The 22,862-nt window shown below is 69.4% G+C and carries 18 protein-coding genes; 3 read left to right on the forward strand and 15 right to left on the reverse strand.

Annotation, left to right across the window (positions count from 1 at the left end; all coding sequences use genetic code 11):
- Positions 1 to 85: 85 nt before the first annotated feature.
- Positions 86 to 2,137 (forward strand): M13 family metallopeptidase, encoded by a 2,052-nt coding sequence (locus tag L2Y94_RS17775; protein ID WP_247370389.1) that lies wholly within the window; start codon positions 86 to 88, stop codon positions 2,135 to 2,137.
- 153 nt (positions 2,138 to 2,290) lie between these two features.
- Here L2Y94_RS17775 and L2Y94_RS17780 read toward each other — a convergent pair whose 3' ends face one another.
- The 8 genes from L2Y94_RS17780 to L2Y94_RS17815 all read right to left on the reverse strand — a co-directional run bounded on the left by L2Y94_RS17780 (position 2,291) and on the right by L2Y94_RS17815 (position 12,641).
- Positions 2,291 to 2,995, reverse strand: a complete 705-nt coding sequence (locus L2Y94_RS17780) for an ABC transporter permease (protein ID WP_247370392.1) — start codon at positions 2,993 to 2,995, stop codon at positions 2,291 to 2,293.
- 5 nt (positions 2,996 to 3,000) lie between these two features.
- Positions 3,001 to 3,930: an ABC transporter ATP-binding protein gene (locus L2Y94_RS17785; RefSeq protein ID WP_247370395.1), complete on the reverse strand. Its 930-nt coding sequence runs from the start codon at positions 3,928 to 3,930 to the stop codon at positions 3,001 to 3,003.
- A complete protein-coding gene (locus L2Y94_RS17790) occupies positions 3,927 to 5,048 on the reverse strand; it encodes an ABC transporter permease (protein WP_247370397.1) in 1,122 nt (373 codons plus the stop codon). The genes L2Y94_RS17785 and L2Y94_RS17790 overlap by 4 nt, the downstream gene beginning before the upstream one ends.
- The gene (osmF, locus tag L2Y94_RS17795; RefSeq protein WP_247370399.1) at positions 5,045 to 5,947 is read right to left on the reverse strand and encodes a glycine betaine ABC transporter substrate-binding protein OsmF; all 903 of its coding nucleotides are present in this window, start codon (positions 5,945 to 5,947) and stop codon (positions 5,045 to 5,047) included. The genes L2Y94_RS17790 and osmF overlap by 4 nt, the downstream gene beginning before the upstream one ends.
- 3 nt (positions 5,948 to 5,950) lie before the next feature.
- Entirely contained in the window at positions 5,951 to 8,518 is a 2,568-nt protein-coding gene (locus L2Y94_RS17800) for a TIM-barrel domain-containing protein (protein ID WP_247370402.1), read from the reverse strand.
- A 202-nt stretch (positions 8,519 to 8,720) separates the two neighbouring features.
- Positions 8,721 to 9,878 carry a GGDEF domain-containing protein gene (locus L2Y94_RS17805; RefSeq protein ID WP_247370404.1) on the reverse strand — a complete coding sequence of 386 codons (1,158 nt, stop codon included), beginning with the start codon at positions 9,876 to 9,878 and terminating at the stop codon, positions 8,721 to 8,723.
- Between the two features lie 76 nt (positions 9,879 to 9,954).
- Complete coding sequence (locus L2Y94_RS17810; protein ID WP_247370406.1) at positions 9,955 to 11,607, reverse strand: ATP-binding cassette domain-containing protein; 1,653 nt, start codon at positions 11,605 to 11,607, stop codon at positions 9,955 to 9,957.
- Entirely contained in the window at positions 11,607 to 12,641 is a 1,035-nt protein-coding gene (locus L2Y94_RS17815) for a serine kinase (protein WP_247370409.1), read from the reverse strand. The genes L2Y94_RS17810 and L2Y94_RS17815 overlap by 1 nt, the downstream gene beginning before the upstream one ends.
- A gap of 101 nt (positions 12,642 to 12,742) precedes the next feature.
- Here L2Y94_RS17815 and L2Y94_RS17820 point away from each other — a divergent pair, with 101 nt between their 5' ends.
- Complete coding sequence (locus L2Y94_RS17820) at positions 12,743 to 14,185, forward strand: B12-binding domain-containing radical SAM protein (protein WP_247370424.1); 1,443 nt, start codon at positions 12,743 to 12,745, stop codon at positions 14,183 to 14,185.
- Between the two features lie 4 nt (positions 14,186 to 14,189).
- Positions 14,190 to 15,413 (forward strand): nucleotidyltransferase family protein, encoded by a 1,224-nt coding sequence (locus L2Y94_RS17825; protein WP_247370426.1) that lies wholly within the window; start codon positions 14,190 to 14,192, stop codon positions 15,411 to 15,413.
- A gap of 92 nt (positions 15,414 to 15,505) precedes the next feature.
- Here the strand turns inward: L2Y94_RS17825 and L2Y94_RS17830 are convergent, their stop codons facing one another.
- From L2Y94_RS17830 to L2Y94_RS17860, 7 genes are read right to left on the reverse strand one after another with little or no spacing between them, the layout of a single operon-like run.
- Positions 15,506 to 16,624, reverse strand: a complete 1,119-nt coding sequence (locus tag L2Y94_RS17830) for a glycosyltransferase family 4 protein (RefSeq protein WP_247370428.1) — start codon at positions 16,622 to 16,624, stop codon at positions 15,506 to 15,508.
- Positions 16,621 to 17,751 carry a glycosyltransferase family 4 protein gene (locus L2Y94_RS17835; protein ID WP_425602475.1) on the reverse strand — a complete coding sequence of 377 codons (1,131 nt, stop codon included), beginning with the start codon at positions 17,749 to 17,751 and terminating at the stop codon, positions 16,621 to 16,623. The genes L2Y94_RS17830 and L2Y94_RS17835 overlap by 4 nt, the downstream gene beginning before the upstream one ends.
- A gap of 4 nt (positions 17,752 to 17,755) precedes the next feature.
- Positions 17,756 to 19,270, reverse strand: a complete 1,515-nt coding sequence (locus L2Y94_RS17840; RefSeq protein ID WP_247370432.1) for a B12-binding domain-containing radical SAM protein — start codon at positions 19,268 to 19,270, stop codon at positions 17,756 to 17,758.
- Entirely contained in the window at positions 19,267 to 19,983 is a 717-nt protein-coding gene (locus L2Y94_RS17845) for a class I SAM-dependent methyltransferase (protein WP_247370435.1), read from the reverse strand. Before L2Y94_RS17845 ends, L2Y94_RS17840 begins: the two co-directional genes overlap by 4 nt.
- A complete protein-coding gene (locus L2Y94_RS17850; protein WP_247370438.1) occupies positions 19,983 to 21,143 on the reverse strand; it encodes an amidohydrolase family protein in 1,161 nt (386 codons plus the stop codon). The genes L2Y94_RS17845 and L2Y94_RS17850 overlap by 1 nt, the downstream gene beginning before the upstream one ends.
- Positions 21,144 to 21,156: 13 nt before the next feature.
- Positions 21,157 to 21,993, reverse strand: a complete 837-nt coding sequence (locus L2Y94_RS17855) for a class I SAM-dependent methyltransferase (RefSeq protein ID WP_247370441.1) — start codon at positions 21,991 to 21,993, stop codon at positions 21,157 to 21,159.
- Positions 21,953 to 22,855, reverse strand: a complete 903-nt coding sequence (locus L2Y94_RS17860) for a Wzz/FepE/Etk N-terminal domain-containing protein (protein WP_247370444.1) — start codon at positions 22,853 to 22,855, stop codon at positions 21,953 to 21,955. Before L2Y94_RS17860 ends, L2Y94_RS17855 begins: the two co-directional genes overlap by 41 nt.
- Positions 22,856 to 22,862 lie beyond the last annotated feature (7 nt).

Below are 22,862 nucleotides of genomic sequence, written 5' to 3' on the forward strand. Positions count from 1 at the left end.
AGCGCGACGGCTAGTCCATCGGTCATGGACAAAAGCGCGAGGCCTGGGCTTATCGTGTGCGTCCACGTCCTCAAGGAACCGACCCATGGCCACCCTCCCCCGGCTGCTCGCTTCAGCCATCGCCTGCTCGCTGGCTTCGTCCGCGGTCCTCGCCGCCGGCGTTCCCCCGGGCGTGGACCAGAAAGGCATGGACCGCTCGGTCAAGCCGGGCGACGACTTCAATGCCTACGCCAACGGCGCCTGGGAAAAAACGGCACAGATCCCCGCCGACCGGGCCAGCACGGGCATCTTCCTGCAGGTGTTCGAGAAGGCCGAGAAGCGCAACGCCGACCTGGTCAAGGAAGCGGCGGCGGCCAATGCGCCGGCGGGCAGCAACGAACGGCTGATCGCCGACTACTACAAGGCGTTCATGGACGAGGCGGCCATCGAAAAGGCGGGCCTCAAGCCGATCGAGCCGGCATTGGCCGCCATCGACGCCATCAAGGACAAGCCCGCGCTTTCCACCGCCCTGGGTGCGCAGTTGCGCGCCGACCTCGACCCGATCAACGCCACCCACCTGGACACCGGCCATCTGCTCGGCCTGTTCGTGGCCCAGGGCCTGGACGACCCCTCGAAGAACTACCCCTACCTGCTGCAGGGCGGCCTGGGCATGCCCAACCGCGACTACTACCTCAAGAACGACAAGGACATGGTGGAGGCGCGCACGAAGTACGCCGCCTACGTCCAGGCCCTGCTCGCCCAGGCCGGCACGCCGGACGCCGCCGCCAAGGCGAAGGCCGTCGTGGCGCTGGAAACGAAGATCGCCCAGGCCCAGCTCTCCATCGTGGAAAGCGAGGACATCCACAAGGCCAACAACCCCTGGAAGCGCACGGAATTCGCCACCAGGGCACCGGGCATCGACTGGAACGCCTATTTCAAGGCGGCCGGCCTCGACGACCAGCCCACCTTCATCGTCTGGCAGCCGTCCACGGTGACGAAGTTCGCCGCCCTCGTGGCCAGCGAGCCGCTGGATACCTGGAAGGCCTGGTTGCGCTTCCACGCCCTCGACGAAAACGCCTTCGTGCTGCCCAAGGCCTTCGACCAGCTCTCGTTCGACTTCCACGGCAAGACGCTCACGGGCACGCCGAAGCAGCGCGACCGCTGGAAACGCGCGCTGGGCCTGACCAACGCCGACCTCGGCGACGCCGTGGGCCAGATCTACGTGAAGAAATACTTCCCGGCCTCCTCGCGCGCGGAAGTGCAGGACATGGTCAAGAACATCCTGAAGGCCTTCGACGCCCGCGTGGACACCATCGACTGGATGTCGCCCGCCACCCGCCAGAAGGCCAAGGCCAAGATCGCCACCATCAAGGTCGGCGTCGGCTATCCGGATACCTGGCGCGACTACGGCAAGCTCGAGATCCGCCCCGACGACGCCTTCGGCAATCACAATCGTGCAGAACTTGCCGAATACCGGCATCAGGTCGCCAAGCTGGGCAAGCCGGTGGATCGCGACGAATGGTGGATGACGCCGCAGACGGTCAACGCGGTGAACCTGCCGCTGCAGAACGCGCTGAACTTCCCGGCGGCCATCCTCGAAGCGCCGTTCTTCGATCCGAAGGCCGACGCCGCCTCCAACTACGGTTCCATCGGCGCCGTGATCGGCCATGAGATCAGCCACAGCTTCGACAACACCGGTGCCGAGTTCGACGCGCAGGGACGCCTCGCCAACTGGTGGACGGACGCGGACCAGAAGCACTTCAAGGAAGCCGGCCAGCGCCTCGTCGAGCAGTTCAACCAGTACGAGCCGCTGCCCGGCCTGCACATCAACGGCCAGCAGACGCTGGGCGAAAACATCGCCGACCTGTCGGGCCTGGCCATCGCCTATGCGGCCTACAAGGAAAGCCTCGGCGGCAAGCCCGCGCCGGTGATCGACGGCCTCACCGGCGACCAGCGCTTCTTCCTTGCCTTCGCGCAGAGCTGGCGCACGAAGACCCGCGACGCGGCCCTGCGCCAGCAGGTGATCGGCGACGGTCACGCACCGGGGCCGTTCCGTGCGCAGACCGTGCGCAACCTCGATCCGTGGTACGACGCGTTCAAGCCGCAACCGGGGCAGAAGCTGTACCTGGATCCGACGCAGCGCGTGCGGATCTGGTGAAGCGCGTAGCGACCTAGTCGCGAAAACCGGAAAACACGGCGCTGGGCCCCTGCGTACGCAGGGGCGACGGGAGTCCATCTTGCCGCTCGTCGTTCCTGCGTACGCAGGAACCCAGCGCCGTGACGTCGGTTATCCGTGAGCGATGATGCGGCTCTAGACCCCTCGCCGTATCTTCCGCTCCACCACGCCCAGCACCCCATCCACCGTCAACGCCAACGCGCCCACCAGCAACGCCCCCTGCACCACGTAGGCGGCGTTGTTTCCCACCAATCCCTCGACGATCGGCGATCCCAGCGTCGTCGCTCCCACCGCCGAACCGATGGTCGCCGTACCCACGCTGACGATGGCCGACAGGCGCACGCCCGCCATGATCGGCCCGGCCGCCAACGGCAACTCCACGTCGAGCAACCGGCGCCAGCGTCCGTAGCCCATGCCGTCGGCCGCATGCAGCGCGACGGGCGACACCGCGTCGAGTCCCGCCACGGTCTGCCCCAGCACGGGCAGTACGCCATAGAGGGCGAGTGCCACGAACGTCGGCGCGGCACCGAAACCGAGCAGGGGCACGGCGATGGCGAGCACCGCCACCGGCGGAAAGGTCTGTCCGATCACCGCCACCGCGCGCACCGTCGGCAGGAGCGAACGCCCCGCGGGTCGCGTGGCGAGGATGCCCAGGGCCAGCCCCACCGCCGTGGCCAGTACCGTCGCCGACAGCACGAGCGCGATGTGCGACGCCGTCAGCGCCGTGAACGACGTGCGCGTGTACAGCGGATGCGACAGCGCCGGCATCCACGCATGGAACCAGCCGCCGGCATGCGGCATCGCCAGCAAGAGCAACGCCAGTGCGACAGCCGGAAGCACCGCCTTCACCGACGGTGCTCCACCATGTCGGCCAGGTCGATCGTGCCGATCGCCTGGCCGCCCTCGCTCACCGGCAGGCGCTCGCGCCCTTGCATGAGCATCGCACCGAGGGCGTCCTGCAGGGTCGCATCGACGTCCACGGCCTCGCCGTCCGCGGCGCCTCCCCGATGCATGCGCTCGCGCACGCGATGCAGCGCCAGCTCGCGCAACCGGGCCCGCGCGCCGCCGACGAAATCGCGCACGCGATCGTCCGCGGGTTCGCGGATCAGCTCGGTCGGCGTACCGGTCTGCACAAGCGTGCCGTCCAGCATCAGCGCCACGCGATCGCCCAGGCCGAAGGCCTCGTCCATGTCGTGGGTGACGAACAGGATGGTGGTCTTCGTCTCGCGCTGGATCGCCTTGAGGCTGGCCTGCAAGGATTCGCGCGTGAGCGGATCGAGCGCACCGAAGGGTTCGTCCATCAACACGATGCGCGGGCGCGCGGCGAGTGCACGCGCCACGCCCACGCGCTGCTGCTGCCCGCCCGACAAGGTACGCGGATAACGCGACGCCATGCCGGGCTCGTCCAGGCGCAGCAGCACCAGCAGCTCGTCCACGCGATCGCGGATGGCGTCCTTCGACCAGCCGAGCAGTCGCGGTACGGTAGCGATGTTCTCGGCCACCGTGCGATGCGGAAACAGGCCCACCGACTGGATGGCGTAGCCGATGCCGCGACGTAGCCGCTCGACCGGCACGCTCGCCACGTCTTCGCCATCCACGCGTATCGTCCCTTCGTCGGGCAGCACCAGGCGGTTGACCATGCGCAACAGCGTGGACTTGCCCGAGCCGGACGGACCCACGAGCACGAAGAATTCGCCGTCGTCCACGCGCAGCGACAGCCCGTCGATCACCGCGTGGCCGCCGAAGCGTTTGCGTATGCCGTCGAATTCGATCATGCGCGGCGCTCCGTCCATGCGAGCAACCCCTGGAACAGCAGGTCCACCGCCAGCGCCAGCCCGATGATGGCCAGCGTGCCCAGCAACACCATGTCGGTCGCCCCTTGTCCGATACCGAGGAAAACGAAACGCCCCAGGCCACCCGCACCGATCAGCGCGGCCACGGCGGCCAGGCCGATGGTCTGCACCGCGACGATGCGCAGGCCGGCAAGCAGCACGGGCCAGCCCAGCGGCAGCTGCACGCGGGCCAGCAACTGCCAGCGCGTCATGCCCAGCCCGCGTGCCGCCTCCCGCGTGTCGGCGGGCACGGCGTCGAGGCCCGTCATCGTATAGCGCACCACCGGCAGCAAGGCGTAGAGCACCAGGGCGAACACGGCGGGCGCCGCGCCCGTGCCGCCGAAGCCCAGTGCGCCGAGGGCGGGCCATTGTCGCGCGAGCCAGGCAAAGGGCCCGATCAACAAGGCGAACAGGGCAAGCGAAGGCACGGTCTGCAGGAAGGCCAGCACGCCGACGAGCGCACCTCCCGCGCGACGGGCACGCCATGCCTGGAAGCCGAGCGGCGCACCGATGACCAGGGCGATGAGCAAGGTCGAGGCCGACAGGCGCAGATGGATCAGCAAGGCATCGACGAACGCATCGTGTTGCGCGTGGAATTCACGCACGACCGCCACGTCGTCGAAACGGCCCATGCCTGCGGACACCACCGTCACGCCGGCGACGGCCGCCCACGTCGTCACGCGCCAGGCCGGGCGCCATGCGCGCAGGCGGTCGAGCAACAGGAGTCCGGCGGACAGCCACATCGTCCAGAAGCCGGCGCCGGCCTGCACGCGCGTGGTGGCACGCGCCGTCGCGAGCCATAGCGAGGCATCGTTCGCCAGCAACCAAGGCAACGCCACGGCGAACACCGCCGTGCAGGCGACGGATACGCCGCGAGGCCACCGTTCCCACGAGGCCGCCGCGAGCATGACCCAGGCCAGCGCCAGCATCCACGCGTGCGGGCTGCGTGCCTCGCCGCTCAGCAGGCGGTTGGGCGCGACGTGGGCGAACGGCAGGGCCAGCGCGGCGAGGAGCCCGACGGTGCAGAGCACCACGACCGGAAGGGCGAGGCGGCGGCTCATGGCAGCAGCTTCTCCTGCCGCAGGTAGTCGGCCGCCACTTTCCCGGCATCCTCGCCATCGATCTGCGTGCGCGCGTTGAGCCGGCGCAGGCGTTCGACCGTCAACGAACGGAATGCGGCCTCCAGCGGCGCACGCATCGCGGGATAGCGGCGCAGCACGTCCTCGCGTACCACCGGCGCGGGCTGATAGACCATTTCGATGTGCCTGGGATCGTCGAGCACCGTCAGCCCCGTCACCGCGATCGCGCCGTCGGTGGAGTAGACCATGCTGGCGTTCACCCCGGAGATGCCTTCGGCCGCCGCCTTGATCGTCGCCGAGGTATCGCCCCCGGCCAGCACGAGCAACTGGTCGCCGCGCAACGTGAAGCCATACGCTTGCTGGAACGCCGGCAGCGCGGCATCGCTTTCGACGAACTCCGCGGACCCCGCGAGCTTCACCCGTGCGCCGGCGCGGACCCATCGGGAGAAATCGTCCAGCGTCGCCAGCCTGGCCGTCCGCGCCACGTCACCGCGAACGCCGATCGCCCAATGGTTGTCGGCGGGCGCGGGCGCGAGCCACACGAGCCGGTTCGCAGCCAGGTCCAGCGAGGCGGCGAGTGCATACGCGCGGCGCGGATCGCGAAACGCCGGGTCCGTCTCACGATGGAAGAAGAAGCCGGCGTTGCCCGTGTACTCGGGATAGACGTCCAGATCGCCGTTGACCAACGCGCGACGGACGATCGAGGTCGGCCCGAGCTGGGTGCGATCCACCACCGGAATGCCCTCGTGCCGAAGCACCTGCAGCACGATCTGTCCCAGCAACGCGCCTTCGTTGTCGGCCTTCGAGCCCACGCGCACCGCCTGCGCATGCGACGCGAAGGCGGCCAGTGCGAACAGCAGCGAGACGACCGCGCGGCGCAACGATCAACGGCCCACGAGGTCGGCGAAGGTACGCTTGTAGGCCTCGTCGATGGGCGTGGCCGCCACGCTCGCCACGAGGCCCGCGAAACGCGATTCGAACGCCTGTACCGCCGCGGTGAACCGTTGCGCCCTTCCCTGGTCGTCGCCGTGCTCCATCGCGTACGCGAGCACGCGATCGGCCTGCCCGGCCAGGTTCACGTCGTCGGGCAGCGCGGAGATGTCTCCCCATACCTGCTTGAGATAACGCACGGCGAACTCCGCCCGGCGGATGCGATGCAGCAGGCCCTTGGGCAAGGCGTGTTCGGGGGCGAAGCGGGCCACGACGTCGTGCGCCTCGTCGACGGATACCGTACCGAGGTCGACACGGATGCACAGCGACGCCGTATCGAACAGCCAGGTGCGCGGCGCGGGCGAGGCGCTGTACGGCAGCGCTTCGCCGTTGACCTCGACGCGCTCGGGGATGCCCGCGTCCAGCAGTTCCACGACATAGGATCGCGAATGCGGCCGGCCCCGATAACGGCCGTCCATCGCGTCGATATGCACGCGATGGGCGCGGTCGCCCCGGCGGCTGCGTACCCGCGTGCGGGCGAACTCGCCGCGTTGGTAACCCTGGGTGGCGCCGTCGTCGTCATAGAGCACCGTCGCGCCTTCGTCGCCGGGAAAGACCTGGAGGATCAGCGTATCGGGCACGCTCGCCAGGTCGCGCAAACCCTCCGGATACAACGGCACCACGCTGCCGGGGCGCACGAAGATGGGGATTTCCTCCAGGGCATATGCCCGCTCGAACACGCCGCCGCCTTCGAACGCCTCGGCACCGTCGCGGCTGTACCACAGGCCCGGGGGCAACCAGACGGGGAACACCACGGTGCCGTCCTCGCCGACCGGCTCGGTCACCGGCGCCACGAGGATGTCGTCGCCGAACATGTATTGCGAGGGATGGGCGTAGGCCTCGTCGAGTTCGGGCCAGTGGTAGTACATCGGCCGCACCAGCGACATGCCCGTGTCGTAGGCCTGCCGCGCGGCGGCATAGATGTACGGCGCCAGCTGGTAGCGCAGGCGGATGGCCGCGAAGATCGCGTCGCCCCAGGGCGGCCCGAAGTGCCAAGGTTCCTTGTGCAGGCTGGCTTCCTTGGCCGAATGCGTGCGCAACACGGGGCTGAAGACGCCCAGCTGCATCCAGCGCGCGTAGAGCTCCGGCTCCAGGTGCCGCTCGGGCCGGGGAATGTGCTTGTGGAAGGTGTGGCCGCCGATGTCGTGGCTCCAGTAGCCGTAGAGCACGTTCGAGGCCATGGCCGTGAAATGCGGCTGGTAGGCCAGCGACGTCCATGAGATCACGCTGTCGCCCGAGAAGCCGATGGGATAGCGGTGGTTCCCGAGCCCGCCCCAGCGATGGTAGATCAGGCCACGACGGTCGCCGTCGCGCTGCATCTCCGTATAGAAGAGATGGTTGAGCCACCACGTGTTCGACAACCCCGGGTGGGCCTTCGAATCGGGCCACTGCTGCCAGTCGAGCCACCAGAAATCGACGCCTTCCTCCTCGAGCGGATGCAGGATCGTGTCGAACAACGCCCGCATGTACGGGCGCGACGTGCCCTCGAACGGAATCGGCGCCTGCGTGGACGTGTCCCACGCGAGCGCCTTCGCCATCGCTTCGTATTTCTCTTCGTGCGGCATCACGCCGGAAGCCGGATGCAGGTTCACCGTGATGCGCAGGTTCTCGCCGTGCGCCCAGCGCATGAACGCCGCCGGATCGGGGAACAGGCTGCGGTTGAAGGTGTAGCCCGTCCAGCCGGACTGCTGGCCGAAGGCGTCGTACTGCTCGTGGCCCGGACGCAACGAAAGGCCCGGCGTGGTGTGCCAGTCCATGTCGAGCACGAGTACGTCGAGGGGAATGCGCTCCTTCTCGAAACGCGCGCCGAGCGTGCGCAGCTCCTCGTCCGAGTAATTCCAGTAACGCGACCACCAGTAGCCGAAGACGAAGCGCGGCGGCATCGGCTGCGGCCCGGCGATGGCGGCGAAGTCGGCCAGGGCGGCGCGATAATCGAGGCCATAGCCGAAGAAATACAGATCCTGCCGTTCGCCCTCGGGACGTTCGAGTACCCAGCCGTCGTCGTCGAGGCCGAAGCTCGCCGTGTCGTCCACCACGTGCCAGCCGTCGCGCGCGATCAGGCCGTCTTCCAGCGGCAGCTTGCTGCCGTCCTGCCAGGTGTCGCCGTCGTAGCGGTCGAGGGTGCGATAGGTGCCGCCGAGGTTGGCGGCCTGCACGTCGCCGGGACGCCAGACGATGTCGCCACCGCCGGGACGCCTCACGGCCACTTCGAGGTTGCTTGCGGTGAAGCGACCCGAGCCCTTCACGTAGCGAAGATGGAGCAGACCGGTGTCGATGTGCAGGGTGGCGTCGTCTTCGTCGATGCGATAAGGCGGCACGTCGAGCGCGCGATGCACCACGACCTGGGTGCGGTCGTCGCGGAAGACGCCCCATTCCAGGCGGATGAGACGGGGGGTGAGAACGGTGAAACGTACGTCGCCCCGTTCGACGACGGCTTCGGGTTGCGCGGCGGCGGCTTCCATGGACGAAGTGACCTACGGGCTGGCGAAGCCGTCATTATGACGCGTTGCCGCATGCGGGCGGTGAAGGGGGCCACGAATCCCGCATCGGTAGTGCATCGCTCCGCAGGAATCGCGGACAGGGTCCGCTCCCACCCTTCGGTAGGAACGTGTGCTACCGAAGGGTGGGAGCGGACCCTGTCCGCGATTCCTGCGAAGCCGACCGTTACAGAACCACGCAGCGATTCCTGCCCGCATGCTTGGCCGCATACAAAGCCCGGTCCGCCCGTTCGAAGACCGCCGTCGCCGCTTCCGTCGCGGCACCGAACGACGCGACGCCACCGGACATCGTCACCGGCACCGGCCGGCCGCTGGCGTGGAAGGCCAGCGCTTCGATGATGACGCGCAGCGACTCGGCGCGCGCCAGCGCCACCGGCGGTGCCGTATCGGTGTACACGACGACGAATTCCTCGCCGCCGTAGCGCGCGAGAAAGGCCCCCTCCCCCATCTCCCGCGACAGCGTGCGCGCGACGATGCGCAACACGGCGTCGCCCGCCGCGTGCCCGAACGTATCGTTGATGGCCTTGAAATGATCGATGTCGAACGCGGCGATGCACGCCGACGCGCCCGCGCGCACGCCCTGCTCCACGTCCGCCATGCGCCGTTCCCAGGCCAGGCGGTTGGGCAGCCCGGTGAGCGGGTCGGTGAGGGCCAGTTCGTGCTCGCGGCGCAGGGAGTCCTGCAACGTGGTCGCCTGCACTTCCAGTTCTTCCACGCGATGCCGCATCCGCCGCGCGCGGTCGCGATACGCCGTCACGCGCGCTTCTTCGCGCTCGCGGTGTTCGCTGAAGTGGCGGTCGATCATCGCCAGCCGCTCGCTCACCTGCATGCGCAGGCCGGCGAGGTCGGTGGCGGCGGCCAACTGCTCGCCGATCGCGCGCATCTCGGAACGCACGTTCTCGTCGAGTACGCGGCCTGCCTGGTCGCCGTCGTCCACGTCGGAAAGGCCGCCGGCGAGGAAGCGCAACATGTCCTGCAAACGGGGACCCAGTTCCGCGAGCAACCCCTGGAGGCGGGCGATGTCTTCGCGCAGCGCCGTGACGGTTTCGGGGTCGGACGCGTCGCGAGGGGTATCCAGGGCGACGACGATACCGGCCAGGGCCTCCAGCAGCGCGTCGACGTTCTCCGGCACCACCGCACCGCGAAGCTGCTCGCCGACGCGGTCGAGCCAGCGATCGGATTCGTCGCCCTGCCCCCTCGCCAGCATGGCAAGGCGCGTCGCGAGCCTGCGCAACGTGTCTTCCACCCGCCTGAAGTCGCGCTCGTCGCTTTCGATGCGCGCCAGGGCGAGGTGGTATTTGCGTTCCCAGACATCCTCTTCCAAACGATCCCCCGGGGCCCATCCCTTCGATGCCACGCATCGTACGCCTGTGCGGCGGACGCATGCATGAGGCGTCGCTTCAGGCGACCACGGGGCCGGTCACGGCGACGCCGCCGGCATCGATGCGCACCACCTGGTCGGCAAGCGCGGCAACGGCGGGACGGTGCGAGACGACCAGCAGGATCCCGCGCGGCAGGCATCGCCGCAGCGCGCCCAGCACGGCCAGCTCCGACGCCGCGTCGAGCGCGCTGGTCGCCTCGTCGAGGATCGCCAGGGCCGGCCGGCGAAGGATGACCTGGGCCACCAGCAGGCGCTGCAGTTCGCCCCCCGAAAGCCTGCCGTCGGCCTCGTTCAAGGTCGCCTCCAGGTCCATGCCGCCGACGTCGAGGCGCCGCGCGAGGCCCACCTCGGCAAGCGCCTCGCGCATCTGCGCCTCGCTGGCCTCGGGGGCGGCCCAGGCCAGGCATTCGCGCACCGTGCGTTGCCAGGGCCGCACGTTCTGGCACACGTAGGCGCCGCGGGCGATCAGCGCGCGATAGGCCGCCGCGTCGATCGGCACGCCGTCGTGTTCCGCATCGAAGCATTCGGCGGGCACCATGCCCGAGAGCACGTCGACGAGACTGCTCTTGCCGATGCCCGAATCGCCGGTCACCAGGGTCAGTTCGCCAGCCGCCAGGCGCATCCCCTCCACCTGCAGGCCGTCCCCGGGTGGACGGATGCGCAAGCGCCGGATGAGCAGATCGCCCGGCGAGGCGAAGGCGGCGGCGCGGTTTGCCGCGCCGGCATGCAAGCCCATGTACCGCTGCCACAGCGCCAGGGCGGGCATGGCGGCACGCCATTGCTGGAAGGCCTCGCGGGTGGACATCAGGTAGGGAAGCAGGCGGCCGAGCAGCAACCCCACCGCGATCAACGATTCGCTGCTGACGCCATGCCATCGCTGCGCCAGCAGGAACATCGCGGGGATGCCCACCGCGGCCGCGACTTCGATCAAGGCGCGGCTGGATGCCACCAGTTCCAGCTGGCGACGGTAGCCATCGGCGAGGCTGGCCGACACCTCGCCGTAGCTGTCCCGCTCCGCCGCCTCCCTGCCGAACGAGTGGATGTGGCGCAGGCGTCGCGGAAAATCCTCGCTATGCCAGAACAGGCTGGTGTAGTCGGCGACGTAGCGCTTGCCCACCGCGGAGAGCTCGCGGACGGCAAGGCGCGAGGTCGCGAGAACCAGCACGAGCACGAGGGGCACCAGGAGCATCAGCACCGGCGAGATCCATACCGCGAAGCCGAAGCTCGCCAGCGACGTGATCGCCGTGACCGCGATCTGCTGCATCGCGCGGAAAGCCTGCGCCAGCGATTCGCCGTTGTGCGTAAGCACGTTGGCGATTTCCGCCGAGCGCAGGTGCGCCAGTTCGGGCAAGGGGGCGTCGAGCAGGCGCGCATGCACGCCCGTGCGCAGGTGATGGATCAATCGCCCCACCTGGCGGGCGCCGATGCGCGACGACTGCCAGCGCATCAGCGCGAAGACGATGCCGCTCACGGCGAACCACAGCGCGTTGGCCTGCACGCCTTCCACCGGCGACACGGCGCCTCCCGGATGCACGAGCGGTACCAGCAGCACCGCCGACAGGCTGCCGGCCAGCGCCGCGCCCACCGACAGCAGGACATACGCGACGAACGCGCCGGTCTCGCCGCGTGGCAGCACGTGCCACAGCGCGCGCAGTTCGCGCAACGCCGCCATCAGGCCACCGCCGCATCCGCCGCCAGCAGCGACGCGAGCAGGCGCAGGGTGTCGCGCGGATGCGCGCCACGGTCGAGCAGGTACACGCCGCGTGCCAGCGCCTGGTCGAGAAAACGCTGCCAATGCGGTTGCCCGGCGGCGTAGGGCTGGTCGGCGACGAGGCAGGCGACCGCATCCTCGCGTGCCAGCCTTCGCAAGGGAACGTCCGACCCCACGCGTCCGCTCAACAGCAGCACGGCGACGAGGTCCAGCGGTTGCGCGGCGAGCCGGCCGGGTCCGGCGCGCAGGTCGGCCTCGCGCTTGGCGACACCGCTGCGCCGGTGGATGACCGGCGCCTCGTCGAGCCAGCGGCGCGCCTCGCCGTGGGCCCAGTGCAGCGAATCGTCGCGCACGTGCAGGTGATTGGACACGCCCGTGGCACGCATCTGCTTGGGTTCGACGAATACGCCGTCTTCGGCGAGGAAGTCGAAACCGTCGAGCAACGCATGCAAGGCCAGCGTCGATTTGCCGGTACCGCTCGGCCCCAGCAGCAGCACGCCCCGCCCTTGCAGTCCGAAGCACGCGCCATGCAGGGGAACGAGATCCTGCCCCCGCGCGGCGAGCAGGTAGACCGCGAATTCGATCAGTTCGTAGCGCACGTGATAGGGATGGCGGGCGAGCATGTCCGCCGATACCGTGACCAGCGCGCGCCGTTGCCCGGGTGCGATCGCCACATGGTTGGACTCGTCCATGACGCCGCACAGCAGGCCCGCTCCCGCCCGCATGCGAACGCGTGGAGGCGCGGGAACCGCCTCCCGCTCGCGCGCCGGCGCGAGGCGAAGCTCGACATGGAACATCGGCGCTACCGCCGCGAAACGGTGGGCGGGCAGTCCTTCGTACGCTTCCGCGGCCAACGCGAGCAAGGCTTCGCTGTCCGACTCCACGTGGAAGCTCGCCCCCAGGATCGTCCAGCGCGCGGCGTGGGAAAGGGCCGCGCGTTCGCCGAAGGGATCGGCGGCAGGCTCGGTCGCGTCGGCATCCGTGATCGTCGTCATGCCCGGTGGGTGCGCCGCCGGATGGGAAAGGTTGCCCGCAACCTCCCCGCTATCCCCCGGCACTTACACGAAGTCCGTACGACGCGAAAGGCGTTAGTCACATGCTGAAGATCCAGGTCGGCCATTCCTACTTCCTTCGCTACGACCGCAAGCAATGGGAACGGGGCAAGCCGTATCCACCGCTGGCCACCCTCCAGATCGCCGCCCTGCTGCGGCGAATGGGCCACGAGGTGTCGCTGTTCGACGCGATGCTCGCCGAAGGCGTCGAAGACTACGCGCCGAGCCTGGCGGCCGCCTCGCCCGAACTGGTCGTCTTCTACGAAGACAATTTCAACTACCTCACCAAGATGTGCCTGAGCCGCATGCGCGAGGCCGCATGCCGGATGATCGGCGAAGCGCGGGCGCGTGGCGCCCGCGTGCTGGTCGCCGGATCCGACGCGTCGGATCACCCCGAAGCGTTTCTCGCCGCGGGCGCCCACGCGGTACTGACCGGCGAGGGCATCGCGGCCCTGATGGCCCTGGTGGACCGCCTGGAGCGCGACCCCGCCATCGATGCCGCCGCATGGACCGAAGGCCTGCCCGGCGTGGCCACCGCCGCGCAGGGCGATACCCGGTTGATCCGCCTCGGCGTGGTGCCGCCCGACCCGCGCATCAGCGGCCTGCCGGCCTGGGACCTGGTCGACATCGAGGCCTATCGCACGCTGTGGATGGAGCGCCACGGCTACTTCAGCCTCAACATGGCCGCGTCGCGCGGTTGCCCGTTCCGCTGCAACTGGTGCGCGAAACCGATCTGGGGCAACCACTACAACCAGCGCGACGCGAAGGACGTCGCGGCCGAGATGACCTTCCTGAAGCGAACCTACCGGCCGGACCACATCTGGATGGCCGACGATATCTTCGGTTTCCACATCGACTGGGTCACGGCATTCGCCGGGCACCTCGCCGAGAGCGACGGTTCCGTGCCCTTCATGATCCAGACCCGCGCCGACCTCGCCAGCGAACGCATGGCGAAGGCATTGGCGGCGGCGGGTTGCGCGGAAGCGTGGATCGGGGCGGAAAGCGGCAGCCAGCGCGTACTCGACCGCATGACCAAGGGCACCAAGGTGCCCGACCTGGTGGCGGCACGCCGACGGCTCGGCGCGCAGGGCATCCGCGTCGGCTTCTTCATCCAGCTGGGTTACCTCGGCGAGGAACTGGAGGACATCCTCGCCACGCGCGCCCTCGTGCGCGACGCCGCGCCCGACGACATCGGCGTCAGCGTGTCGTATCCCCTTCCCGGCACCAAATTCTTCGAGGAGGTACGCGCGCAGCTCGGCAGCAAGACGCACTGGGACGAGAGCGACGACCTGGACATGATGTTCCGCGGTGCCTACGACACCGCGTTCTACCGCGACGTGCGCGATGTGCTTCACCGCCAGGTGCTCGCCCAGCTGGCCGGCGACGGTGACGCCCTGGACACGGCCTGGGATGAACTGGTTTCGCGCGAACGCGAGCACCGCAGCGAACGTCCCACGCCGTTCGTGCGCATCGCGGCCGGGAGCTGACGCCATGCTGCCACCGCTCGAGCAGGTGAAGTCCGATCTGTCGCTCACCACCGAAACGCTGGCCGACGAACTGGCGCGTGTTGGCCAGGGCACCGACGTGCCCGCGTGGAGCGACACGGCGTGGCGCGTCGCCGCCGCCGCGGCCGTCGCCCACGGCGTGGCACCGCTGCTCGCCGGCTGTTCGGTCTGGCCGTCGTGCGCGTGGCAGGACTTCCTCGCCTCCCAACGCGAGCACGTCGAAGTGCGCCAACGCCGCATCGCCGACCTGCTCACGCGGATCGACGCGCGAGCCGGCGATCTCGGCGTGCCGATGATGGCGCTCAAGGGCAGCGCGCTGCACGGGCTGGGCATCTACGTCGCCGGCGAACGGCCCATGGCCGACATCGATCTTCTCGTACGGCCCGAGCACGCCGATACGGCGGCAGCGGTGCTGGCCGGGCTCGGCTACGAGGAAACGTATCGCCAGTGGAAGCACGTGGTGTTCAAGCCGGAGGGCGTGCGACCCGCGACGGCGTTCGGCGAGCATCGCGACACGCCGATCAACATCGAGCTCCACACGCGCATCCACGAGCGCCTGCCGATACGCGCGGTGGACGTCACATCGACCGTGTGGACGCCGGATGCGGTTCCCGGCATCAACCCCTACCCCTCGTCGGGGGCACTCATGACCCACCTGCTGCTGCACGCGGCGGGCAGCGTATGCGGCCGAAGCCTTCGCCTCCTGCACCTGCACGACATGGCCCAACTGTCGCGACGCATGCGCCGCGCGGAATGGGAACCGCTGTGGCAGGGCGACGAAGCGCCATGGTGGGCCTATCCACCGCTGCGGCTGGTCGACCGGTACTTTCCCGGCTCCGTACCGCGCGCCGTGCTCCGGCGGCTTCGGCGCGATACCACGCCGCTGCTGCGCGCCGCGTCGTCGCGGCAAACGCTCACCAGCACGTCATGCTCCCACCTGTGGCTGCACCTGCTGCCCGGCGTGGAGTGGGTACGTACGCCGACCGACCTCGCGACCTTGCTGCTGCGTCGCGTAAGGCCATCGCGCGAGAGTCGCGAGGAACGGGGGGACATGTTGCGCACGCAGGCCTGGTTGCAGGGCCAGGAATGGGTACGGCAGGGACACGTGCGGCGCGTGGTCACGGCGCTGACGCGGCCGGTGCCGCGGATGGATACCCTTTATGTGGTTCGGGGGGCGTTGGCGCAGGGTAGCCAGGCTTTCGCACCCTGATTCGCCGATGCGATCGGCTCCCACCCCTTCGGTAAGCGGGTTTCGATAACCCTGCCTACCGAAGGGGTGGGAGCCGATCGCATCGGCGAACGCTACGAAGCGGTGACGCCCACCCGCTTCACCTGTGCCTCGTACATCCCTTCGAACATTCGCGCCGTGTAATCCGCGTTCTCGCGCAAGGCGATCCGCTGCGCCTCTCCTGCCAGTTCCAAACGAAGGGCCTCGTCGCCGGCGACCCGCTCGATGGCCTCCGCCAGCGCACCCGCGTCGCCCACCGGCACCGCCAGCGCCGCGCGCGGGGCCCACTCCACGTAATGCCCCACGGCCGTGCCCACCGATGGCACCCCCGCCACCGCCGCCTCGAGCAGCACCAGCGGCCCGGCTTCGTGCAATGAGGACATCACCAGCAGGTCCGCTTCCTCCATCAGCGGTCGCATCGCGTCCTGGGTATGGAATCCAAGGAAGCGCACGCGATCGGCCAGGCCCAGCACGTTGGCGAACGCCTGCGCTTCGCCACCCAGCGTATCGACGCCGACGACATCCAGCTCGACGTCCACGCCGCGACCGACCAGCATCGCCAGCGCGCGCAACAGCGTATGCGGGTCCTTCACCCGGTTGAGGCTCGCCACGTGCAGCAGGCGCAACGACGCGTGCCGGCGTCCGCATGGCGCGCGGGCGGGCCAGCGTTGCAGGCATACTCCCAGCGGGATGCGCCGCGCGCCCACGCCCAACGCGGCCAGCGCCTCGACGATGGGCGCGCTCGCCGCGCTCACCGCCGCGGCGGCATGCAGCACGAGGGCCTCGCGTAAGCGGCTGCGCCAGCGGCGGCGCCCGCCATAACCGATGCCGTGCAGGGCGACCAGCTCGCCGCCCGCGATGTGCACCGTGTAAGGCACGCCGAGGGTGAGTCCGGCCACGGCGGCGACCCATCCGCACGAGCCGGAGAAAAGCGCCTGGATCACGTCGAACGGTGCGACGCGATGTTCCGCGCGAATGGCGCGGATCGTCCGCGTCTGCGTCCAGCCGTCGCCGATGTTGTGGACGGTCGCGCCACGCAAGGTCCATCGCGCGGGCGTCGGTTCCTGGTGGAAGACGAAGACGTGCACCTCGTGACGCGAAGCCAACCGCTCGATGAGGGCGAGGAAGGCGGGAATCACCCGGCGCTCGCCGCCGCGATCGACGCCACCGGGCAGGACGATGGCGATCTTCATGCCGAATGCCTGCGTTTCGCGGCCACGCGCGCGTAGACCGACGCCCATCGCCGACCGAGCGCGGCGAACGAAAGCTCCACCTGGAAATGCGCGCGCACGCGCCCCGTCGTCGGCGGCGCCATGGCGGTCCGAAACAGGGCCTCGGCCAGCGCGGCCGCATCGCCCACCGGCCATAGTTCGCCCACGGCCCCGTTGCCGGTGAGTTCGCGGAACGAGGGGATATCGGTCACCACCGGCGCGAGGTCGCTCGCCAACGCCTCCAGCAGCGCAAAACCACAGCTTTCCGAATGGCTGCCGGCGACGAAGATGTCGGCGGCGCGCATGAGCACCTGCACCTGCGCGTGCTCCACGCGGCCCAGCAGGGCCACGCGTCCACGCAAGCGCGTATCGCCCTCGATCCGCGCGGTCACCTCGTCGTGCAGCGGCGCGCTGCCGAAGACGCAGTACAGGCGTGCGGCGGGCAGGCGCTCGCTCAGTCGCGCGAAACCCTCCAACACGGTCAGGGGATCCTTGCCGTGCGCGAGATGACCGACCCAGAGCACGCAGGGATCCCCCCCCAGGCCAGTGAATGCCCGCGCCGCGGTACGGTCGCCCGGCGTGAAGCGGCTGCTGCTTTCGGGTACCGCCACCACCGGCAACGAGGGCGGAAACGCCTTCACCCGCTCGAAACGGCGGGCCAGGCCCGGCGCGGTGAAGGCCACCGCGTCGACGGCGCGATACTGGCGGCGCCAGGCCGGGCGTTGCCACCAGCGCGGCACGCGATCGGCATGGTCCTGCACCACGATCGGCAGGGACGGCAGCAGGCGCGAGATCGCCAGCACGTCTTCGCCGTAGGCCAGGCTGTGCACGTGCGCCACGTCGGCGCGCAGAGCACGCAGCAGGTGAGCATAGTGGCGTCCCCGCGCGTGCACCGACTCGAGACCGCGCACGTCGGTAAAGCGGTAATCGACGCCGCGTCGCACGAAGCGCTCGTCGCAGGCAGCCGCCTGCACCACGGCGACGCGCGTACCGCCCGATGCCACGGCCTCTGGGATGTCGGCCAGCGACGGCCAACGTTCGAACAGGTCGCCCGGCGGGCAATCCGCCGGCGCGGGATGCAGGTTCAACTGGACGGCACGCATGGCGATGTCCTCAGAGCCCGGATACCTGCGGCAGGCGCAGGCGAACGAGCCGGTTGGCGAGGTTGAGCTCCCACGGCTTGTCGTAGCGGCGGCGCCGGTAGCGCCACGACGCCATCGCGCTCAGCCCGCGCTTGGCCCACGGCGGCGAGCGCATGTCCTGCACGGTGGGAAACTTGCAGCGCAGCACCGTCACGAAATCCTGGATATGCCGGCGCAGGTCGTCGGTGAGCCATGGGGCGTCGGCATGGCAGGCGTAATCCACCCAGCGCTTCTGCGTCCATTCCTCGGGCGTGGCGGGAAACACCACCGGCTCGCCGTGAAGGTCGAGCAAAGGTGTCGACGCGCGCTTGCCGCGATCCTTCTCGTGCTTGCTGCCCTCCGGCAGCGGCGTGTAGATGTACACGATGATTTCCGACGCGGGATTGATCTTCTTCAGCTCGCGGATGAACTCGAACGTATGCTCGGTTTCCTCCACGGTATTTTCCGGCGGCGCCACCATGAACGACAGTTCGGGAATCACGCCGTGGCGCCGGCACAGCTCGGCCACCTCCAGCGTCTGGTCGGGCCGGGTGCCCTTGCGGATTTCCTTGAGCATGGCACCGCTGGGCGATTCGGCGCCGATGTAGGCCATGCGCAGCCGGCTCTTGCGCACCAGTTTCCAGGTGCTTTCCGACATGTTGAGAAGCGCGTCCGAGCGCGCGTAGCACCACCATGGCAACTCGTAGCGGGCCATCACCTCCAGCAGCGGAATCATCTCCTCCTCGCGGTCGAAGAAGTTGTGGTCGAAGTACTGGATCGAATCCGCGCCCAATTCGTACTTGAGGTACTTGAGGTCACGTTCGAGGCGGGCCACGGCGGGCAGCTTGGTGGTGCCGCCGAACATCGCCGCCACGCCGCAGAACGTGCAGCGGAAACGGCAACCGATCGCGGCCTGGTGTGCCGCCGTGCGCTGGCCCAGGAAAGTACGCGCGAGGTACCGGCGCGGTTCGCCGAGCTTGTCGTACGGCAACACGATGCCCGGGTCGTCGTGCGTGAACTTGCGATTGGGGTTGTGCACGATGCTGCCGTCGGCATGTTTCCAGGACAGCCCGCCGATACGCGACACGTCGCGATCGGGGCGTGCGAGCGCGGCGAGCAGGTCCGGCAGGGTGTCCTCGCCCTGCCCGCGGATCGCGTAATCCACGTAGGGCGCGCCGAGCGCGGTGTCGGTGTACAGCGTGGGGAAATACCCGCCCCAGACGATCGGCAGCGAGGGATGCCGCTCGCGGATCGCCTTCGATACCTCGATCGACGGTGCCATCTGCGGGCCGCCCATTACGCTGATGCCCACGGCGTGGAACCGTCCGCCCTCGAGCTGGCGCAAGGTCGCGCCGACCGTGTCGCGTTCGATGTTGCCGTCGACGATAGCGCTGCTGCCGCGCTTGTCCAGCGACGCCGCGAGGTTGAGCAGCGACAGCGGAAAGCGCGCGCTCGAGCGCGACGTGATGGTGGGATTGACCAGGAGCGTGTTGGGCGAGGGATTCATGCGCAATGCCGGGAAAGGAAAGAACGCCGCAGGCGGAAGACCAGGGCGACGGGGACCTCGAGGGCGACCGGATCGAAACGCGCACCGGGGGGAATGTCGGCCGGGTCGAGCATCGGCTCGAAGACGCCCTCCATGGCCAGGCCGAGCCGTGCGCACGCGTCGTGCCACCGGCTATAGGCGTGCGTGGTATGGCGCACCGCGTATCGGCGTCCGTCGGCGCGGAAGTCGCGACGCCAGCCCAGCGCCTGCCCCACCGGATGAAAATCGCTGCACAGGATCTCGCCGCCGGGTTTCGTCACGCGACACAGTTCGGCGAGCGCGGCGTCGAGATCGGGCACGTGGCCCACCACCAGTCCGCAGACGGTCACGTCCGCCACCCCGTCGTCCAGCGGCAACGCCGTGATGCTGCCTTGCACGAGCGTGAGCCGTTCGCGCTGGTCGGGGCGGATCCATTCCTCCGCGCGATGCAACATCGCCGGCGAGAGATCGACGCCCGTCGCCGACGTCGCGCCACGCGCGAGCACGTGGCGGAGGTATCGGCCGCTGCCGCAGCCGGCATCCACCACCGCCATGCCTTCCAACGACGAGGGCATGGCCGCGAGCATCGCTCGCTCCTCCGCGTGCATCAGCGGGTTGTGCGCGTGCGCGGGATACGATGCGGCCCAGAGCGCGTAGGCCGGCACGGGATCGAGGACAGGGGTGGCGGCGTGCATCAGTGCAGGTTCTCCAGGCCCGGCTCGAGCGCGAACATCGCCGGGTCGGCATAGCGGCGATCGAGCAGTTTCGATTTGCCGTCCAGCGATACGGCGAGGGTTTCGATGCCCGCGGCCTCGAACCAGGGCGCGAAATCGGGATCGGCCACGCAAGGGCGGCCGTCGCGCACGACGGCGCGCAGATCCGCGCGTCGCCGTCCCACGAGGCTGCCGGGAGCCGAAGCGCCGTGGTCGGCGACGATCAGCATGTCCGCCACGGCACCGTCGCCGAGGTGGCCCCGCCCCGCAACGCGCAGGATGCGTGCGGTGGCCGTCGTCGCCAGGTCGAGCAAGGCCGACATCGGTAATCCCTCGTCGGTCGCCGAGGCCAGTTCGTCGAGCAGGTCGCGCGATCCCGACAGCCGCGAATCGCTGCCGAGGGCGAGTCGCCCGGCCGCGTACAGGCGGCGCGGATCGAGCGTGCGGCCGAGCAGGCGACGATTGCTCGCCGGACACCAGACCACGGCCGCGCCGCACGCGATTACCCTATCGATGCCCCCGTCGTCGAGGCCCACGCCGTGCACGAGCACGCTGTTGGCCGCCAGGCAGCCCATCGCATCCAGTTGCGCGAGTTCGGCGCGCGCACGCTCGTCCGTGCCCTCGGCCAGGTGGATCATCCATGGGTTCGACGATGGCGTGGCGAGAAAGCCCCCGCGCACGTCGGGTCCGAATGCCGGTCCGTTCAAGGCATAGCCCCAGCCGTGCCCGCGCAGCAGCGATACCGGAAAATCGGCGGCGTCGAGCGAGGGGTGCCACGGATCGTGGTGCGCCACGAAGGTGGTGCCGGCCAGCAGGTTCTTCAGCGCGCCATGGCGCATGCGCGTCGCCTTGGACACGGCCAGCGCCGCGGCCACGGCGGGATCGTCGAAATGGGCCTGGAACGCGTCGATCCAGTCGTAGCTGTTGGCGAACGTACGGTCGGCCGGCAACGGCGGCACGGCGTTCACCTGAAGGTGTTCATGGGCGTTCACCAGCCCGGGGAAGATCAGGTGATCGTGCAGCGACACGACGAAGCCGCCCGGTCCCCGCGCATCCGCGACGCGGCCTGCGCGGACCGGCAGCGGTTCGCGTACCGCGCGGCCGTCGCGCACGACGGCCGCACCGTGGAAGGTCACGTCCATGGAGCGCCCCGGCTCAACGCCGATGCATCACGATCAGGAAGTGGTCACCCATGTCGCGAAGCAGCGGCAGGTGGCCGAAACGGTCGTCGACGCGGCCCAGCCGCTCGTACCACGACGGACGCTTGCGATAGCGGTCCACCATGTACGGCGGCGGCATGAACAGGCTCAGCGCACGGTATTCCACCAGCGCGAAGTGCTCGGCGAACGCGGCGTAGAACTCGCGCGGCAGGTAATACCAGGTCCAGATCGTGTGGCGGTTCATGCCCACCGCCGTGGCGCCGCGCGCGGCGCGGACCCACGCGCGGCGGAAGCGGCCGCGCAGCGAGTAATGGGCCATCTCCCAAGGGCAGACGCGCCCGATCACGGAGAACACCAGCGTGCCGCCAGGGCGGATGAGGCGTGCGCATTCGGCCGCCGTGGCGCGCAGGTCCGGTGCGCAGTTGAGTGGACCGAAGTTGGAGTAGGCGCCATCGAACTCGCCTTCGAGCCGGTCCAGCTCCTGCACGCCGAGGTGGCGGGCGTCGACGCGCGACGCCACGCCGGCTTCTTCGGCGCGGGCGCGCGTACGCTCGATCATGCGCGGCGACCAGTCGGTGGCGGTCACGTGGAAACGGCTGCGGGCGAACTCGATCGCGTCGATGCCGGTGCCGCAACCCAGGTCGATCAGGCGCGAACCCGACGGCATCTTGTCGCGCACCGTGTTCCACAGGGTGTCGCGCATGCGCTGGATCAGTTCGTTGTTGCCGCGCGGGCCGTCGTAATCGGCGGCCACGCTGTCGAAGGCTTGCTGGGTCTGGGCCAGCCGTTCCTCAAGCGGCGTCGACGCCGCCATGGGTTGCCGCAGGTTCATATCGTTCTCCGCCGCGCCGGGCTTCTGCACCGTAAGTGCCCGCCCGCTCGCGTTTGGTTGAACGCGACAGGGCGTCCACCGCCGTCGCAGCGACCACGCCGAGGAACAGCCCGGCCAGCACGCCGATGGCCATCAGCGGTACCTTTGCCGGCGCGACGGGACCCGGCGACACGGTGACCGGCCAGGGCATGGACGTGGGGAACGTGGCGGACGGCAGCATCCGTGCGTCGAGGTCGGCGCGGATCTGCTTCATCGTGCGCAGGCCGGCATCGGCATTGGCCAGCGCCAGGCTCGCGAGCATCGCGTCGCCGTGCGGGGCGGTGGCCACGTCGCGAGTGAGCCGGTCACGCTCCTGCTCGGCCGCGGCGATCGTCCGGTCGATGTCGGCGGAGCGCTTTCGCGTGGCCTCGAGTTGCGCCCGGCTCATGGCGGCGTGCAAGGCCACGAGGCGATCGACCGTCGCCATCGCCAGCTGGCGGGCGTCCTCCGCGGAATACCCCCGGACGTGCACACGGATCACGTTGGCGTAGAGGTCGGGGTCGAGCGTGGTGCGCGCGCGGTACAGGCGCGCCTCGTCGCTCTCGTCGGCCAGGCCGAGGCCGTGAAGCACATCGTCCTGGAACGCCTTGCCCTGCAGACGCAGCAGGACGCGCTGGAACGGCTCCACCCTCGGATCGACGCCCTGCGGCACCGTGCCCACCTGCCCTACCTGGATCGCGGCGATGGCTTCCCACTGATTCCTGGCCATGTGCAACCCGGCGAACGTCGCGGCGATCGTCGCCAACGCCACGCCGACCGCCCACGGCCACCGCCGACGCACGATGCGCCACATATCGATCAGGTAGATCTCGTTCTGTTGCATGAAGCGT

The organism is Luteibacter aegosomatis (assembly GCF_023078455.1).
Classification (GTDB): Bacteria; Pseudomonadota; Gammaproteobacteria; order Xanthomonadales; family Rhodanobacteraceae; genus Luteibacter; species Luteibacter aegosomatis.

What these genes read in the sequence shown, in the direction of transcription:
- L2Y94_RS17855 (WP_247370441.1), bottom strand. Translation starts at nt 21,993, where the DNA reads ATGAACCTGCGGCAACCCATGGCGGCGTCGACGCCGCTTGAGGAACGG.
- L2Y94_RS17850 (WP_247370438.1), bottom strand. Translation starts at nt 21,143, where the DNA reads ATGGACGTGACCTTCCACGGTGCGGCCGTCGTGCGCGACGGCCGCGCG.
- L2Y94_RS17785 (WP_247370395.1), bottom strand. Translation starts at nt 3,930, where the DNA reads ATGATCGAATTCGACGGCATACGCAAACGCTTCGGCGGCCACGCGGTG.
- L2Y94_RS17810 (WP_247370406.1), bottom strand. Translation starts at nt 11,607, where the DNA reads ATGGCGGCGTTGCGCGAACTGCGCGCGCTGTGGCACGTGCTGCCACGC.
- L2Y94_RS17825 (WP_247370426.1), top strand. Translation starts at nt 14,190, where the DNA reads ATGCTGCCACCGCTCGAGCAGGTGAAGTCCGATCTGTCGCTCACCACC.
- L2Y94_RS17840 (WP_247370432.1), bottom strand. Translation starts at nt 19,270, where the DNA reads ATGAATCCCTCGCCCAACACGCTCCTGGTCAATCCCACCATCACGTCG.
- L2Y94_RS17820 (WP_247370424.1), top strand. Translation starts at nt 12,743, where the DNA reads ATGCTGAAGATCCAGGTCGGCCATTCCTACTTCCTTCGCTACGACCGC.
- L2Y94_RS17775 (WP_247370389.1), top strand. Translation starts at nt 86, where the DNA reads ATGGCCACCCTCCCCCGGCTGCTCGCTTCAGCCATCGCCTGCTCGCTG.
- L2Y94_RS17815 (WP_247370409.1), bottom strand. Translation starts at nt 12,641, where the DNA reads ATGACGACGATCACGGATGCCGACGCGACCGAGCCTGCCGCCGATCCC.
- L2Y94_RS17845 (WP_247370435.1), bottom strand. Translation starts at nt 19,983, where the DNA reads ATGCACGCCGCCACCCCTGTCCTCGATCCCGTGCCGGCCTACGCGCTC.
- L2Y94_RS17790 (WP_247370397.1), bottom strand. Translation starts at nt 5,048, where the DNA reads ATGAGCCGCCGCCTCGCCCTTCCGGTCGTGGTGCTCTGCACCGTCGGG.
- L2Y94_RS17800 (WP_247370402.1), bottom strand. Translation starts at nt 8,518, where the DNA reads ATGGAAGCCGCCGCCGCGCAACCCGAAGCCGTCGTCGAACGGGGCGAC.
- L2Y94_RS17860 (WP_247370444.1), bottom strand. Translation starts at nt 22,855, where the DNA reads ATGCAACAGAACGAGATCTACCTGATCGATATGTGGCGCATCGTGCGT.
- L2Y94_RS17830 (WP_247370428.1), bottom strand. Translation starts at nt 16,624, where the DNA reads ATGAAGATCGCCATCGTCCTGCCCGGTGGCGTCGATCGCGGCGGCGAG.